Consider the following 15,609-nt stretch of genomic DNA (forward strand, 5'->3'; position numbering starts at 1 on the left):
GGCAATTAAGAAAATAAGATATAAGCACATGAAATATAAACGCTATTGTAAGACTTTGTCTTTGGAAAACGATCCGCGGTTAATTGAGGCCTATAAAAAGGTACATGCGCCTGGAGCATCGTGGCCGGAGATAACGGAGGGCATGAAAGCAGTCGGAATTCTGGATATGGAAATCTACATACATGGTAATATTCTATTCATGATTATGGATACTGTGCCCGAATTTGACCATGAGCGGGATATGAAACGATTAGCAGCGATGCCCCGTCAGTCTGAATGGGAGGCTCATGTATCTCAGTACCAGCAAGGATCTGATAAAGCTTCGGCAGATGAGAAGTGGCAGCTGATGGAACGCATTTTCGAGATGGACCAGCAAGAGTTTTATTCTGCCAGTGAAGGGCAGCTAAAAAAGAACGATTAATGAGCGAGCAAGGAACACTTGGTAAAACAGGCCTTTGTTTTCCAACGATCATCTATGGAACCAGTTTTCTGGGAAATCTTTATAGGGAGTTGACGGAGGATGAAAAAATGGCCATTATGAAGGCTTGGTTTCACGAATCCGAAGGTCCTGTAATGATTGACAGTGCCGGTAAATATGGTGCCGGTTTGGCCCTTGAGGTAATTGGTGCCGGTTTGGAAAAACTGGGAGTTCATCCGGAAAAGGTGATAATCAGTAATAAACTTGGGTGGTACCGTGTTCCCCTGGAGGGAAGCGAACCTTCATTTGAGCGGGGGGTTTGGGCGAATCTCCGGTTCGATGCGGTCCAGAAAATTAGTTATAATGGAATTTTAAAGTGCTGGAAACAGGGAAATAATTTATTGGGGGGCAGGTACAAAAGTGAGGTGGTTTCGGTGCATGATCCGGACGAATATCTTGCCGGGGCTTCAAATGAGCAAGAACGAGAAGAGCGTTTGGAAGATATCGTTGAAGCTTATCAGGCTCTGTTTGAGCTGAAGAATAAAGGATTGGTAAGAGCAGTAGGTATTGGTGCCAAAGACTGGGCCGTTATCAGGGAATTATCCCACCGTATTGGCTTCGATTGGGTGATGTTTGCCAATTCATTTACCATATATAATCATCCCGCTGAGTTACTTCGTTTCATGGATGAGTTGGAACAAGATGGTGTATGCGTGATTAACTCAGCTGTATTTAATGCCGGATTCCTTACAGGCGGAGCTTATTTTAATTATCGGAAGCTAAACCCTGAGCTTCCGGAGGACCGTCAGCTGTTTCGTTGGCGCGATAATTTTTTCCGTATCTGCAGTAAGCACAATGTAAAGCCGGGAGATGCCTGCCTGAAATTTGGTATTTCACCACACGCCGTGAAGGGAGTGGCACTGAATCCCAGTAAACCTGAACGTATTGCAGACAATAGGAGGGTATTGGAAAATACATTGCCGACGGATTTTTGGAAGGAGTTGAAGAATGAGGGAATAATTAGTAGGAATTATCCATACCTGTAACAATTGTATTTGTATGATCATTGATGCACATCATCATTTTTGGCAATATGATCCGGTGGAATATGACTGGATTGATGATGAGATGTCCGTTATTCGAAGAGATTTCTTACCGGTAAACCTGCAGGAAAACATATTGGAAACACCGGTTGAGGGAGTTATTTCAGTACAGGCACGACAATCGCTTGAGGAAACTGACTGGTTATTGAAACTGGCATCAGAAAACGAATTTATCAAAGGAATTGTTGGCTGGTTGCCGCTTCGACAAAAGAATATAAAAGATTTGCTCGAAAAGTATTTGGGGTTCCCAGCGTTGAAAGGCGTACGACATGTTGTGCAGGGAGAACCGGACCCTGAATTTTTGATGGGCCGCGAATTTAACAGGGGAATTGCCCTGCTAAAAGATTACGGGCTTACTTATGATGTATTGATTTTTGCTCATCAATTGCCTGCAGCTATCCGCTTTGTAAAACAACATCCCGAACAGCTTTTTGTACTGGATCATATTGGCAAACCGGAAATCAGACATGATAAGATAGTCGCGTGGAGAAAAGACTTGAAAGAATTGGCGCAATGTGAAAATGTGTTTTGCAAGGTAAGCGGGATGGTGACAGAAGCCAATTACCGGACCTGGACGGAGGAGCAGCTTCAACCTTATCTGGAAACGGTGTTGGATGCTTTTGGGCCAGGGCGTTTGCTTTTTGGTTCCGATTGGCCAGTGTGTTTGGTCGCAACAGAATATGGTAAGTGGTATGATTTGGTTTCGCGTTTTTTTTCGACGTTGAGTCATGATGAACAGGAGCTGATTTTCGGTGGGAATGCACAATATGTATATCATCTGTAATGAAAAATCAAATGAAGACAATCGAGATAGTAGAACCGGGATTAATACGTATTAATGAACGGGAAAAGCCTGCCCCGGGGGCAGGCGAAATACTGTTGAAAGTGAAATATGTTGGTTTTTGCGGTTCCGACCTAAGCTCATATCTTGGGAAAAATCCGTTGGTAAGCTATCCCCGAATACCCGGCCATGAGATTTCGGCCGTTATTGAGGAGTTGGGAGCTGATGTTCCGGAAAGTTTTCTGAAAGGACAGCAGGTAACAGTTGTGCCTTATACCCATTGCGGGCAATGTATGGCCTGCCGGCAAAAAAGGTTCAATGCCTGTGAGAACAATGAGACTTTGGGTGTACAGCGCGATGGTGCTATGGCCGGGTACATATCGGTACCATGGCAAAAGGTATTGTCGGAAGATGCATTGAATGAAAAACAGCTGGCACTGGTCGAACCCTTAACGGTTGGGTTTCATGCCGTGGATAACGGGATGGTGACCGACTGGGATACGGTGCTGGTCATCGGGTGCGGAATGATTGGTTATGGAGCGATTGTTCGGGCAAACCTTCGTGGAGCAACTGTTATTGCGGCAGATGTGGATGATGTAAAACTGGAAAAAGCCAAATCTGCCGGAGCGAACTATGTGATTAATTCGGTCCGACAAGATCTTCATGAAGAATTGATGAAAATAACCAGGGGCAACGGTCCTTCGGTGGTAGTTGAGGCCGTGGGCAGGCCAGAAACTTATCAGGCAGCCATTCAGGAGGTGAGTTTTGCCGGACGGGTGGTTTGCATCGGCTATGCGAGCGACGAAATTCAGTTTAAAACGAAGCTGTGGGTCCAGAAGGAACTGAAGATAATGGGATCAAGGAATGCTAATCCATCCGACTTTGAATCGGTTATCCGGTTTCTTAAGGCAGGTAGTTTAGATGAAACAAATTTGATTTCCGATATTGTAGTACCGGAAGAGGCAGGAGCGGCAATGCAGAAGTGGGTTGAGAACCCGGGAAAAGTTATGAAAATACTGGTCCGGTTTTAGTAATTCCAGTGTCAAATTTCAATGAAACGCTATTAAATCCATCATCCAATGAATAAGTCTTTACCTGTGGTCGAACGAAAATATCTTTTCCCTTTTGTTTTGATCACCAGTTTGTTTGCCCTGTGGGGATTTGCCAATGATATTACCAATCCGATGGTGGCAGCCTTCCGGACCGTAATGGAGATATCCAATGCCAAGGCAGCATTGGTACAGTTTGCTTTTTACGGAGGCTATGCTACCATGGCGATTCCTGCAGCGTTGTTTATCCAGCGTTTTAGCTACAAGAAGGGAATTTTAATGGGGTTGGGGTTATATGCCATCGGGGCACTGATGTTTTATCCTGCAGCCCGGTTCGAAATGTTTGGGTTCTTTTTGTTGTCCCTGTACATTTTGACCTTTGGACTGGCATTTCTGGAAACCACATCCAATCCGTTCATTCTTTCCATGGGCAGGAAAGAAACAGCAACCCGGCGACTGAATCTGGCACAGGCATTCAACCCTATGGGCTCACTTTTAGGCATGTTTGTGGCTTCAACATATATTCTTAATTCATTGCAATCGAGTGCTAAGGATTCGACCGGGAATTTGATCTTTAATACACTGGGAGCTTCGCAAAAAGCAGTTATCCGGGCTCACGATCTCATGATTATCAGAAACCCCTATGTTTTGCTTGGGATTGTGGTCTGCGTGATGTTTGTGGTAATAGCATTGGCTAAAATTCCGGTAACCAATCCGGAACATCAAATTCACATCAGAAAAACGACAAAGCGTTTATTGAAAAACAAGTTATACAGAGAAGGGGTAATCGCCCAGTTGTTTTATGTGGCGGCTCAAATTATGTGCTGGACTTTCATTATTCAATATGCCGATCATCTTGGTATTTCTTATTCAGCAGCCGAGCGGTATAATATGGTAGCAATGGGTGTTTTTCTGAGTAGCCGCTTTATCAGCACCTTTCTGATGAAATATGTTAATTCCCGGAAATTATTGACCGTATTTGCGCTAGGTGGAATAGTTACGTCGGCAGGGGCGATTTTTATTCAGGGTATGGGCGGTTTATATAGCCTCATTGCAACATCGGCTTTTATGTCGTTGATGTTTCCCACAATTTATGGAATCGCATTGGAGAAAGTTGATCCGAATGACACGCCTTTGGGCGCATCCGGACTCGTGATGGCGATTGTGGGAGGCGCTTTGCTTCCACCATTGCAGGGAGCCATCATTGATTTGGGGCAGGTGGCCGGCTTACCAGCGGTTAATTTTTCATTTATCCTGCCACTCTTCTGTTTTATCATTGTCGCTTTGTATGGCTGGCGGTGCCAACGGTTCAGCTTGTCATCGGGTAATGCATAGCTGCATCGATGAAATAAATACTTGATTAATTGTCCAATATCATAAAGCCATTGACATGAAACGAAGATCACTGATTAAACTACTGGGATTATCGGTACCGGGAGTGATGCTGGCGCGTCAAAGCGTTGCATCCGGACTGCTTAACCCACAATCGGAAGATGAAATAGCCGGGGGGCCTTTTTCACCTGGATGGGATTCTTTGCAACGCTACGAGGTGCCGGAATGGTTTCGCGATGCTAAATTCGGAATATGGGCACATTGGGGACCACAGTGCCAACCGGAGCATGGCGATTGGTATGCACGTGAAATGTACATTGAAGGAAGCAGGGATTATAAATCGCACCTGGCTGAGTATGGCCATCCTTCGGTGAAAGGTTTTAAAGACATTATTCACCAGTGGAAGGCAGCCGATTTTAATCCGGATCAATTGTTATCCTTTTACAGGGAAAATGGAGCTCAGTACTTTATGGCACTGGCCAATCACCATGATAATTTCGATAATTTTAATTCCCGGTATCAACCGTGGAACTCGGTTAAATTAGGTCCCGGGAAGGATTTGATCGGGGGCTGGGAAAAGGCAGCCCGGAAACACGGACTTCGTTTTGCGGTCAGTGTTCATGCTTCTCACACCTGGTCGTGGTATGAACCAGCACGGGGAGCTGACAAAAGTGGCCCGTTGGCTGGTGTTCCTTACGACGGGACCATGACCAAAGAAGACGGACGGGGTAAATGGTGGGAAGGACTCGATCCTCAGGCGCTTTATGCCCAGAATCATAAGCCGGGAAAGAAACTGGTGTGGGACTGGGACCCCAAACAGGGGAGTAGTGTTCCCGATAAAGCCTATATGGAAAAGTTCTTCAGGCGGACCAAACAGTTGCTGGATGATTATAAACCTGACATGGTTTATTTCGATGACGATATCCTGCCTTTGTATGAGGTCGACAAGGAAATTGGCCTGAAGCTGGCGGCTCATTTTTACAACTCGAACCTGCAATGGAATCACGGAAAGCTCGAGGCAGTTATCACGGGAAAACACCTCAATGATATTCAGAAGCGTTCCATCGTGTACGACATTGAACGAGGAAAGGCGGATGGAATATTGCCCTTGCCCTGGCAGACAGATACCTGTATCGGGTCGTGGCATTACGATCGTGCCATTTTCGAGAATCATTCCTATAAAACGGCCTCTACCGTCATCCCCATGTTGGCAGATATCGTCAGTAAAAATGGGAACCTGATGTTGAGTGTGCCTCTGCAACGTGGTGGTATGCCCGATTCCGATGAGATACAAATTGTCAAAGAAATTGGCGAATGGCTGAAAGTAAACGGCGAAGCTATTTATGCCACTCGTCCGTGGAAAGTATATGGTGAGGGACCATCTACCAAATCGTCCGAGAAAGGACAATTTGACGGGCAGAGCGATGTACAGAAGAAACCGTTTACGGCGCAGGATATCCGCTTTACACAATCTAAAGATAAAAGCACGCTTTATGCGATGGTATTGAGTTTCCCCAAAGACGGAAAGGTTACGATTCGTTCCTTATCGGGGAATTCGGAGCATTGGCCCGGGCAGATTCGCTCGGTTCAGATGTTGGGAATATCACAATCATTACCATTTACCCGCGACACAGAAGGCTTACATGTAACCTTGCCGGGAAAAGTTCCGGGTAAGATAGCATTTGCCTTGAAGATTCGTTCGTGAATGTTTTCCAGGTTAAGGTAGTAATCCGAAGGCAAGATCGAAGGAACGCTTTTTTATTGGGAATGCCTGGTTTCTTGATACATAAACAGGCAAGTAAAACGCTTAACAGTATGAGATTATTTAAAGTTTTAACATTAGTACTGGTCTTCTTTTTGGGAGATGGATGTTTATATGCTTCCGATGTTCTGTCTTCTCCGGATGGTAAACTGCAGGTTGATGTAGCCTGTTCCAGGCTTTTGAATGGCGGTGAAGCTTATTTTTCTGTTGACTATAACGGGCAAAGTGTTTTTTCTAAAGTAAAATTAGGAATGTCGACTGAGTCGCAGGATTTCTCAGGAGGCCTGGAAATGGTATCCGCTTCAAAGCCCAGGTTACACAAGGATGATTATATGATGCTGACTGGCAAAAGAAGCCATTGTGTCAATTCGGCTAACGAAAGCACTTACCGTTTTAAAAATAGTAAAGGGCAGGCGCTCGATGTTACGTTCCGCGTATACAATGACGGCATCGCGTTCCGATATAACCTGAAAGCTTCCGGTGCATCGGGAAATATTACGAATGAATTTACTGATTATCCTGTTGCTAACGGTAAAAAACGTTGGATGCAAAAATATAACGGTGGCTACGAAGGTTTCTATCCAATGGCGACCAATGGTATCGGTAGTAAGAAGCAGACCGGCACCCGATGGAATTATCCGGCTCTTATCGAACCGCAAGATTCGGTTTTCGTGTTAGTTACCGAAGCTAATATAGAGCGTAACCATTGTGGTTCTTTTCTGGACAATACTAGGGATCCGAATACTTATCGGGTGAAATTGGTTGACAAAAAACTGGCCTTTTCCGGCGAATGGACTTCTCCCTGGCGGGTTCTTATTATCGGTCCGCTAGATAAAATCGTTGAGTCAACGTTGGTCACCGACGTGTCTGATCCTTCAGTGATAAGTAACACCGATTGGGTCAAACCAGGGCTGGCCTCGTGGGTTTACTGGGCAAATAATCACGGCTCAAAGGATTTTGAGATTGTAAAAAAATATATCGATTTGGCAGCTAACATGAAGTGGCCCTACGCTTTAATCGATTGGCAATGGGATGTTATGACCAATGGGGGAAATATAGAAGATGCAGTAAAGTATGCCTTAAGTAAAGGCATCAAACCCTTGTTATGGTATAATTCCAGTACGGCCTGGATGCCCGCTGGTGGGGGACCGTTTTTCCGGTTAAATAAAAAAGAAAAACGGTTGAAAGAATACGCATGGTTGCACAAAATTGGAGTTGCCGGTATCAAAGTGGATTTTTTCTCTGACGATAACGCCTCTACAATGAATTATTACCTTGATCTGTTAGAAGATGCTATTCCATATAAGCTACTGCTCAATTTTCATGGATGTACCATTCCCCGGGGCTGGCAGCGTACCTATCCAAATCTGATGAGCATGGAAGCCGTGTATGGTGCCGAATGGTATAACAATAATGGTGTCCTGACCAACCGGGCTGCTGAACACAATGCTACATTGCCCTTTACCCGGAATGTTATTGGATCGATGGATTATACTCCCGGTACTTTCTCTAATTCACAACATCCGCACATTACTACTTACGGGCAGGAACTGGCGCTTCCTCTTCTTTTTGAATCCGGGATACAGCACATGCCGGACAGGCCTTCGGTTTACGATTCATTTGCAAAGCCAGTCAAAGATTTTCTTTCCAACCTTCCTACTGCATGGGATGACACAAAACTGTTGGCCGGGTATCCGGGTGTTGACGTGGTTATTGCGCGTAGAAAAGGAAAGGTTTGGTATGTGGCTGGCATTAACGGAACAAACGATTCGAAAACACTTTCGTTCTCGCTGAGCGGACTTTCTTCTTTGGGTAAGAGAATGACCATCATTGAAGATGGTGCCAATGACAAAAGTTTTGATATTCACGAGAACATTCGTCTTAGCAGGAAGAACCGGAAAATGAGCGTGGCGTGTCTTCCGCGAGGAGGATTTGTTGCAGTGATAAAATAAACGATAAAGAACAAACGAACGTAATATCTGATACAGGTCCTGTTAACCAGTATCAGATATTATATTTTGCACGAAACAAAAAACAGCAACTCTCTCTGGTTTCGAATCAACAATATCGTCAGGGGCGTTCTCATTGAATGGTTGTTCTATTTGCCCACCAGATGCTTTGCTGGTATCTTTTAGTTATTGCAGTATTGTATGAGTTGAATGAGATCTTGCTCTGATTTCGGTTTCAGTTTATGACTTTTGGCGTATTGTTCAATATTGGGTTTAAACCGGGCCAGTTTTTTTAGCAGTTTTTTGTTGGGCCGAATTCTTTGAGGAACAGCTTTTCCCATAGCAATCAGGAATTCGTCATCCTGCCTGACAAATCGGTTGGGTTCGGCGTCTTTGTATCCAATGGCCTTTGTGGCTTGTTCAAAATCAACCTGATATTTTTTGTATAGTTGAATGTGCCCATCGGCCAGTACTTCCAAAACGCCGTGTTTGACCTTACCCTGGTCGCCCAGGTAATCACGAATCGTAAATGTGTGGTTTCCAAACTCAAATCTGTAGGTCTGTTGCGAATTGTCGAGTACCCGTATTTGTTTTTGAGCATTCAGAAACTGGATTTTATCTGTGTAGATATTATATCTCAGCGGAATGTTGGGGTATGTAATGCTATCATCTATGACTACCTCTCCCGGAGTAAATTCTTTGTTTAAATAAGGAGTTCCCTTTACGTAAATACCGTCGAGTGTATTGGTTTTACTCTCCTCATAGCTGATTTTGTCAGAAAGATTATCTAAGTTGATTGTCGTTTGAGAAACCTGCGAAAGCGCCGGGTAGCTAAAAGACAGAAGCAAGAAAAATATCCAAACTGGTTTCATAGATTTATTGGTTTAATGTGATGACGAATTCGATGATGAAGTTATTACTCCGGGAATAAATGTTGTTCCAATTTTGGTTATTTGAATTCTCATTGTGGATATTTTGTATGTAGTGGTAGGTTGTTGTAATCTGTACAAGGCATTTGAATTGAATTACTTATTTCTGTTTTGGGGTTTGCTTCCGGATATTTCTGATACGTGCGTAATTCTTATTCCGACCGCTATTAATGTTGGTTTTATGTCAATGAAAATGTATTTTGCACAGTAACGCTTCTTTTCACGGAAGTGAATCCCATATTAAATCATATAAAGCAAATGGATATGCATACTAAAAGAAGTTTTCTAACCATCGCACTACTCTTCCTGGCTGTTGGTGTTTTTGCCCAGTTAACCGGCAAGCATCCCCGCGTGACGACTAAAAACGGGGTACTGGAAGGTGTCAACGAGTCGGGGGTCGACGTTTTTAAAGGAATTCCATTTGCTGCTCCACCGGTAGGAAAGTTGCGCTGGAGGGAACCACAGCCGGCGAAAAACTGGCAGGGCGTTCGCAAAGCGGACCATTTTGGCCCCAATCCCATGCAATTGCCGGTGTTTGGCGATATGAATTTTGGCACCGATTCGATGAGCGAGGATTGCCTCTACCTAAATGTATGGACGCCTTCCAAAACCGGGAAAGAAGGTCTTCCCGTGCTGGTTTATTTTTATGGCGGCGGACTGATTGCCGGTGCGGGCAGTGAACCCCGTTACGGTGGCGAACGGATGGCCCGGAGGGGAATGATTACCATTACCGCCAATTACCGGCTCGGCATATTCGGGTTCTTTTCCTATCCCGGCCTGACGAAGGAGTCGCCCAATCATGCATCGGGCAACTACGGATTTCTCGATCAGGTAGCCGCGTTGAAATGGGTGAAAGAAAATATTAAGGCATTTGGCGGCGATCCCAATCGCATTACCATTGCCGGTGAGTCGGCCGGATCGATTTCGGTGAGCGCCCTGATGTGTTCCCCGCTATCGAAGAACCTGTTTGAGCAGGCGATCGGTTCCAGTGGTTCACTCATGGGAGCCCTGTCGCCCGAGCCGTTGAACGAGGCCGAGAAAGCGGGTGAAGAATATGCTGAAAAGGAGGGATACCAATCGCTGGCTGACCTGAGGGCTATCCCGGCTAAGAAATTGCTGCACATGAAAGCGCCCCGCTTTGCCACCGTCATCGACGGCTATTTCCTGCCCGAACAACCGGTGAAAATCTTTTCCGAAGGGAAACAGGCTCATGTACCGTTGTTGGTGGGCTGGAACTCCGAGGAGATGGCGCCGGGCTTTTTGCTGCGCGGGAAAAAACCGACACTGGAAAATCTGAAAGAAGCGCTCAAAGGACGGTTCGGCGATCAAACCGACGAAGTGCTGCAGAAGTATCATATTACCGACGACGCCTCCGTGATGGGGCAGGGAGGCATCGATTTGGCTTCCGACCTGTTCATCGCGTTCAGTACCTGGAAGTGGAGTGAGATGCAGGCCAAAACCGGTGGCGAAAAGGTATTCCGTTACCGCTTCTGTCATCCCCGGCCCGAAATGGTAGCGGCGATGGCGGGCAAAACAGCCGGACTGGCCGGCGGTGTTCAGGATAATAAAGATAAGAGCGCACCCAAGCCACCGAGAGCAACCGGTGCGGTCCATTCGGCCGATATCGAATACGCGATGGGGAACCTGCCCACCAACCGGGTGTACGATTGGCAACCGGGCGACTACATTGTTTCGGATATCTTCCAGATGTATTACGCCAACTTCGTGAAAACCGGTAACCCGAACGGCCTGGGTGTCCCCGAATGGGAGGCGGTGAGCAACCAGCCCGTAGCCCCGGTCATGCAAATCAATGTAGATACCTATCAGAAAAAAGATCTGGAACTGGAGGCCCGCTACCGGTTCATGGATAAGCTGTTCTTTCCCAACGAGCAATAACCGATAGTAACATTCTAGGTAAAGAAGGAGTTAGAGCAATGCTTTAGCTCCTTCTTTATTGGTGATATCTTCCGTTTTTCGGTAGAAGAGTCACCAGCTGGCAATAAGTGATCGGTCATTAATACACGCAGTAAGAAGCTATATTGTAGGGTAATTGACTTTTTTTAGATTGATTCTTAATCATATAATGATTAAGTTAGGCTATCATTTTGGTTCAACCGGACGATCGTCCGGTTAACAAGAAGACAGAAAACAATAGCATCAGTTTACGGGGGAAAAAGAAAACAACCGGAATTTGGATATGATTCCCGGCTGAAAGAGATAAGTATAACCTCAAACCGAGACTGATGAAACGAACGACGAACAACCTTTTGACCCGACAGGTAAACCTCACTCCCGGGGTAACCTATTCCCGTGTTTATCCTATCAACGAGAAAAATCTTCTGCCCGCTCCGGGCAGGAGAGACTAAACCCACGAACAGTCGTTCCTTATCCTGTCAGGGTAGAAAAAAGACAAAACCATGCAAAAAATCGAACCCATCATCTCCGACCGTTTTTATCACATTTATAATCGCGGAATCAACGGTGAAAACCTGTTTGCGGGAGAGGATAACTATTTCCATTTCCTGCGGTTGTACGATAAATTCATTCATCCTATTGCTGATACGTACGCGTGGGTGTTAATGCCCAATCATTTTCATCTGTTGGTGCGGATAAAAGAGGAGAAGGAGTTTGATTTTACTAACCCTGACAGGGCTTCAAACAGCATCGGAGCACCTAACCTGACAGGTTTTCAAAACCTGTCAGGTTTAAAACCACCCTTTCAACATTTCTCCAATTTATTCAACGCATACACAAAGGCCTTCAACAAACGCCACGCGCGCCACGGAGCACTCTTCGAACGCCCTTTTAAACGGAAGTTGATTACTGATAAAGATTACCTCCGACAGGCGGTGATGTACATTCACAACAATCCAATCCACCACGGTTTCTGCGACCATCCATTGGGTTATCCATGGAGTTCCTACGCGGCTTGTGTATCGGTTAAACCGACCCGGTTACACCGTAAAGAAGTGTTGGAATGGTTCGACGACCGCGCCAACTTTATTGCCATGCACCGACGAAGCATTGACCGGGAAAAGATTGAACAGTGGTTAAAGATTTGAATCGTAACCCTGACAGGGTAGGAAAACTGCAATAGAAAAAAACTAAGCCAATACAAAAAAACAATGAACCACACCACTTCCATAACGCCAACAGGTACCAGGGCGTTGGTGGCCGGCCCACACCCGGGTGTAACCACTGGTGGGGATCGTTCGCTAAGTGGTGGGCAGACTTCGCTAACTGGTGGGGATCGTTCGCTAAGTGGTGGGCAGACTTCGCTGAGTGGTGGGGATCGTTCGCTAAGTGGTGGGCGGACTTCGCTATGTGGTGGGCAGACTTCGCTGAGTAGTGGGGACTGTTCGCTGGGTGGTGGTCGGCATCCGCCATGACGTGGGCGTGGATGCTGAATATAAAAACGGGGGAAGTGGATGAAATGGTGCTACTTTGACAGGTCAACACCTGCTACATCCGCTTACCCCCATCGTTAAATGAAATAGAAATTTAAAAGTAAGTAAAATGGGAATTAATAATCGAATGTATTCGACATCGGATGCAGAAATGCTGGAAACAGCCGACGTGATAGCTGCGTCGTTGAATGATGATATCGCTGATTTTACGGCCTTTGATTCCACCCTGACGGCTGATTATGTAACAACGGTTCAGGGAGCAGTTGGCCGGGTGAAGGAAATCAAGCCGGATGATGTGGTCATCGACGAGATGAGCGAATGGACCCAGAAGGTGGATGCTGCGATGAAAAAGAGCAGCGATGCCTACTCCAACCTGGCCTACTTTGTCCGCAAGGCGTTCAACGGAAATGTGGCGGTTCAGAACCAGTTTGGTTTGAACGACTATAAAAAGGCGCGCGACAGCCAGGCGAGGATGGTATTGTTCATGGAAACGCTGGGCGACCAGGCCACTGCACATCACGATGAGCTGGTGGCCGCAGGTTGCGGCGAAGATGTGATCACAACCGTCTCTGAGGTAGCCACCGAACTGCGCGACTCGAATATTGGGCAGGAGAAGTTCAAGAAGGAGCGGGGCGTGCTGACCCAGGAACGGGTGAAACGCCTGAACGAGGTGTACCAGTTGCTGGTTCCCCTCAGCGAGGCGGCGCAAATCATCTATCGCGACGACCCGGCCCGCCTGGCCAAGTATACCCTGACCAGCACGAGCAGCGCTCCGGGCGGCACAGACGAGCCGTCTGACGACCTCTAAACTTTCTTTCCCCGCCGGCCTGGTACCACCGGCGGGGAAATGAAAGAACCATTACCCTGACAGGGTTCTGAACCCTGTCAGGGTTTTTGTTGCAAGCCCTGACGGTGGTAATTAGGGACTGCTGAAAAGCTTCCTAACCTGACAGGTTTGCGAAACCTGTCAGGTTTTTGGTTCAATGGTTATTGGAGTGAATGGTAAAATATTTTGTTAATTTAGTATGGCTGAGTTTGAAGACTCAACATAATAGGTTAACAATACATACCTATACGGGGGTATAAGAACAATTGTATTTACACACTAGTTATGCACAAGTTGAAATGAATAGAAACTGTTGAAAAGATGATAAAAAAAGAGTTTAAAGAAATCATAAAGCAACAAGTACGAAGTAAAGTTTCTCAACTTTCGACATGGAAGCAGGTTCGATATCAAGGTGGGAGATTATATTATGAAACGACTATAATTGCCAATGAAATATCTGACTATCCAACAGAAATAAAAATCTACTATTTGGAGACTCTTTTAAATCAAAAATTCATTATCCAAGATAATTTGCCGAGTGAAGCGCCTGATATAACTGCGGAATTAAAAGATTGGATTCAAACGATGATTGCAAGATTGAAAATCAACAATCTCAAGGAGACAGAAAATTTTCAAGACAAGGATATAGATGAAATCTCCTTTGACAATTTAAACATTGACACGAACCTCAAACAAATTTTGCTTTCAAGGATTGATGAAATAAAAAAATGTATAAAATCAAAAGCTTATTTATCAGTTCTCTTTTTGACTGGAAGTGTAATGGAAGGACTTTTACTTGGCTATGCATTGCAATACCCAAAACTATTCAACTCTTCACCGTCTGTTCCCAAGGATGAGTCTAATAAAGTAAAAACACTTAATAACTGGACATTATCAGATTTCATAAATGTTGCGTCTCAACTTGGACTATTAAATGAAGATGTAAAAAAACATAGCCACACATTGAGAGACTTTAGGAACTATATTCATCCGAAAGAACAACTCAAATCACTGTTTAATCCAGATGAAGGTACATCTAAAATAAATTGGTATGTGCTAAAAGCTTGTGTAATCCAATTAAGCGACAATGAGAAAAAACTAAAAAATAAATAAAACCAGTGCATAACAATGTGTAAATTTTATAGCGGGTTCGGTGGTGTGCGGGGGGCAGATTCTCGCATCAATTTCCGTCCTGCCGGACTGGAAATCACTCCGAGAATCCGCTACAAAACTTACACGAAACGTTAGCAAGCATAAAAAAAGAAAATGGCAATCTGTAAATTATGTAAAAACGAAACAGATCTAATAAAGAAGTCCCATATTATTCCTGAGTTTCTTTACAAAGAACTTTATGACAGAAGCCATCGAATGCGAAAGTTTGATGCAATAGCAAAGGCTAAAGGCATTGAGAAAGTATCAAAACCGCCTACAGGAGAATATGAAGGAGGATTGCTATGTCGAGAATGTGATGGAGAAAGGCTTGGAAAATATGAAAGCTACTTAGGCAAAATATTAGTAAACTCTGATATGCCTGAAGAACAGAAGTTGCATTGTGAAAGAATCGTAAATGAAACAGGAGTTGAGTTCTTAAAAATTGAGAATATTGATTATCGACTTTTAAAGCTCAGCCTTCTAACGATACTTTGGCGTTCAGGAATTTCAAGTAGACAAACATATAAAGAAGTATCATTAGGGCCTTATGAAGAAAAAATAAGAGAACAACTTTTTGAAGAGGAGCCTTCGTCTGACTCTGATATTCCAATTGTAATAATGTCATGGAGAAATGATTCAGAATTAGCAACTGATGTAATCGCACAACCAATAAAGCATAGAAAGAATGGGAAAACATATTATTCAATAATTTTAAATGGATATATAATCCTTTATTTTGTATCTGAAAATTCCATTGACGAGAATCTAAATTTCTTTCGCCTAAAAGAGGATAATACTTTATCAATTGTTCATTTGCCGAGGGGGACAGGTATGGATTTCTTAATGAACTATACTGGAGTGAAAAATGAGATACAGAAAAGAAAATAAAAAATTTGCTTGC

15 protein-coding genes are annotated in these 15,609 nt (G+C 44.6%); 14 read left to right on the forward strand and 1 reads right to left on the reverse strand.

Annotated elements, in window-relative coordinates; all coding sequences use genetic code 11:
• The first annotated feature begins 28 nt into the window (after window positions 1-28).
• The 7 genes from T426_RS22635 to T426_RS0103780 all read left to right on the forward strand — a co-directional run bounded on the left by T426_RS22635 (window position 29) and on the right by T426_RS0103780 (window position 8,397).
• Window positions 29-421 (forward strand): L-rhamnose mutarotase, encoded by a 393-nt coding sequence (locus T426_RS22635; protein ID WP_036984431.1) that lies wholly within the window; start codon window positions 29-31, stop codon window positions 419-421.
• Window positions 421-1,464: an aldo/keto reductase gene (locus T426_RS0103755; RefSeq protein ID WP_025864174.1), complete on the forward strand. Its 1,044-nt coding sequence runs from the start codon at window positions 421-423 to the stop codon at window positions 1,462-1,464. The genes T426_RS22635 and T426_RS0103755 overlap by 1 nt, the downstream gene beginning before the upstream one ends.
• Before the next feature lie 13 nt (window positions 1,465-1,477).
• On the forward strand, window positions 1,478-2,305 hold the full coding sequence (locus T426_RS0103760; RefSeq protein ID WP_027585300.1) for an amidohydrolase family protein: 828 nt from the start codon (window positions 1,478-1,480) through the stop codon (window positions 2,303-2,305).
• Window positions 2,306-2,316: 11 nt separating this feature from the next.
• The gene (locus tag T426_RS0103765) at window positions 2,317-3,333 is read left to right on the forward strand and encodes a zinc-binding alcohol dehydrogenase family protein (protein WP_025864175.1); all 1,017 of its coding nucleotides are present in this window, start codon (window positions 2,317-2,319) and stop codon (window positions 3,331-3,333) included.
• 48 nt (window positions 3,334-3,381) lie between these two features.
• Window positions 3,382-4,686 carry an L-fucose:H+ symporter permease gene (gene fucP, locus T426_RS0103770; protein ID WP_025864176.1) on the forward strand — a complete coding sequence of 435 codons (1,305 nt, stop codon included), beginning with the start codon at window positions 3,382-3,384 and terminating at the stop codon, window positions 4,684-4,686.
• Window positions 4,687-4,741: 55 nt separating this feature from the next.
• On the forward strand, window positions 4,742-6,388 hold the full coding sequence (locus T426_RS0103775) for an alpha-L-fucosidase (RefSeq protein ID WP_027585301.1): 1,647 nt from the start codon (window positions 4,742-4,744) through the stop codon (window positions 6,386-6,388).
• 110 nt (window positions 6,389-6,498) lie between these two features.
• Window positions 6,499-8,397: a glycoside hydrolase family 97 protein gene (locus T426_RS0103780; protein WP_025864177.1), complete on the forward strand. Its 1,899-nt coding sequence runs from the start codon at window positions 6,499-6,501 to the stop codon at window positions 8,395-8,397.
• Window positions 8,398-8,576: 179 nt separating this feature from the next.
• Here T426_RS0103780 and T426_RS0103785 read toward each other — a convergent pair whose 3' ends face one another.
• Window positions 8,577-9,266 (reverse strand): hypothetical protein, encoded by a 690-nt coding sequence (locus T426_RS0103785; protein WP_025864178.1) that lies wholly within the window; start codon window positions 9,264-9,266, stop codon window positions 8,577-8,579.
• Between the two features lie 321 nt (window positions 9,267-9,587).
• Between T426_RS0103785 and T426_RS0103790 the strand changes: the two genes are divergently transcribed.
• From T426_RS0103790 to T426_RS0103810, 7 genes are all read left to right on the forward strand, one after another.
• Window positions 9,588-11,219, forward strand: a complete 1,632-nt coding sequence (locus T426_RS0103790) for a carboxylesterase/lipase family protein (RefSeq protein WP_211253552.1) — start codon at window positions 9,588-9,590, stop codon at window positions 11,217-11,219.
• Window positions 11,220-11,566: 347 nt separating this feature from the next.
• Complete coding sequence (locus T426_RS26175) at window positions 11,567-11,689, forward strand: hypothetical protein (RefSeq protein ID WP_262502846.1); 123 nt, start codon at window positions 11,567-11,569, stop codon at window positions 11,687-11,689.
• Between the two features lie 51 nt (window positions 11,690-11,740).
• On the forward strand, window positions 11,741-12,385 hold the full coding sequence (locus T426_RS0103795; RefSeq protein ID WP_025864179.1) for a hypothetical protein: 645 nt from the start codon (window positions 11,741-11,743) through the stop codon (window positions 12,383-12,385).
• 63 nt (window positions 12,386-12,448) lie between these two features.
• The gene (locus tag T426_RS25690; RefSeq protein ID WP_153637588.1) at window positions 12,449-12,712 is read left to right on the forward strand and encodes a hypothetical protein; all 264 of its coding nucleotides are present in this window, start codon (window positions 12,449-12,451) and stop codon (window positions 12,710-12,712) included.
• 127 nt (window positions 12,713-12,839) lie between these two features.
• The gene (locus T426_RS0103800; RefSeq protein ID WP_027585303.1) at window positions 12,840-13,538 is read left to right on the forward strand and encodes a hypothetical protein; all 699 of its coding nucleotides are present in this window, start codon (window positions 12,840-12,842) and stop codon (window positions 13,536-13,538) included.
• A gap of 339 nt (window positions 13,539-13,877) precedes the next feature.
• Window positions 13,878-14,669: a hypothetical protein gene (locus T426_RS24905; RefSeq protein ID WP_025864181.1), complete on the forward strand. Its 792-nt coding sequence runs from the start codon at window positions 13,878-13,880 to the stop codon at window positions 14,667-14,669.
• Window positions 14,670-14,822: 153 nt separating this feature from the next.
• Window positions 14,823-15,596, forward strand: coding sequence for a hypothetical protein (locus T426_RS0103810; protein ID WP_025864182.1), 774 nt, complete (start codon window positions 14,823-14,825; stop codon window positions 15,594-15,596).
• Window positions 15,597-15,609: the final 13 nt, after the last annotated feature.

This window comes from Prolixibacter bellariivorans ATCC BAA-1284 (assembly GCF_000621705.1).
In the GTDB taxonomy this organism is placed as follows: Bacteria; Bacteroidota; Bacteroidia; order Bacteroidales; family Prolixibacteraceae; genus Prolixibacter; species Prolixibacter bellariivorans.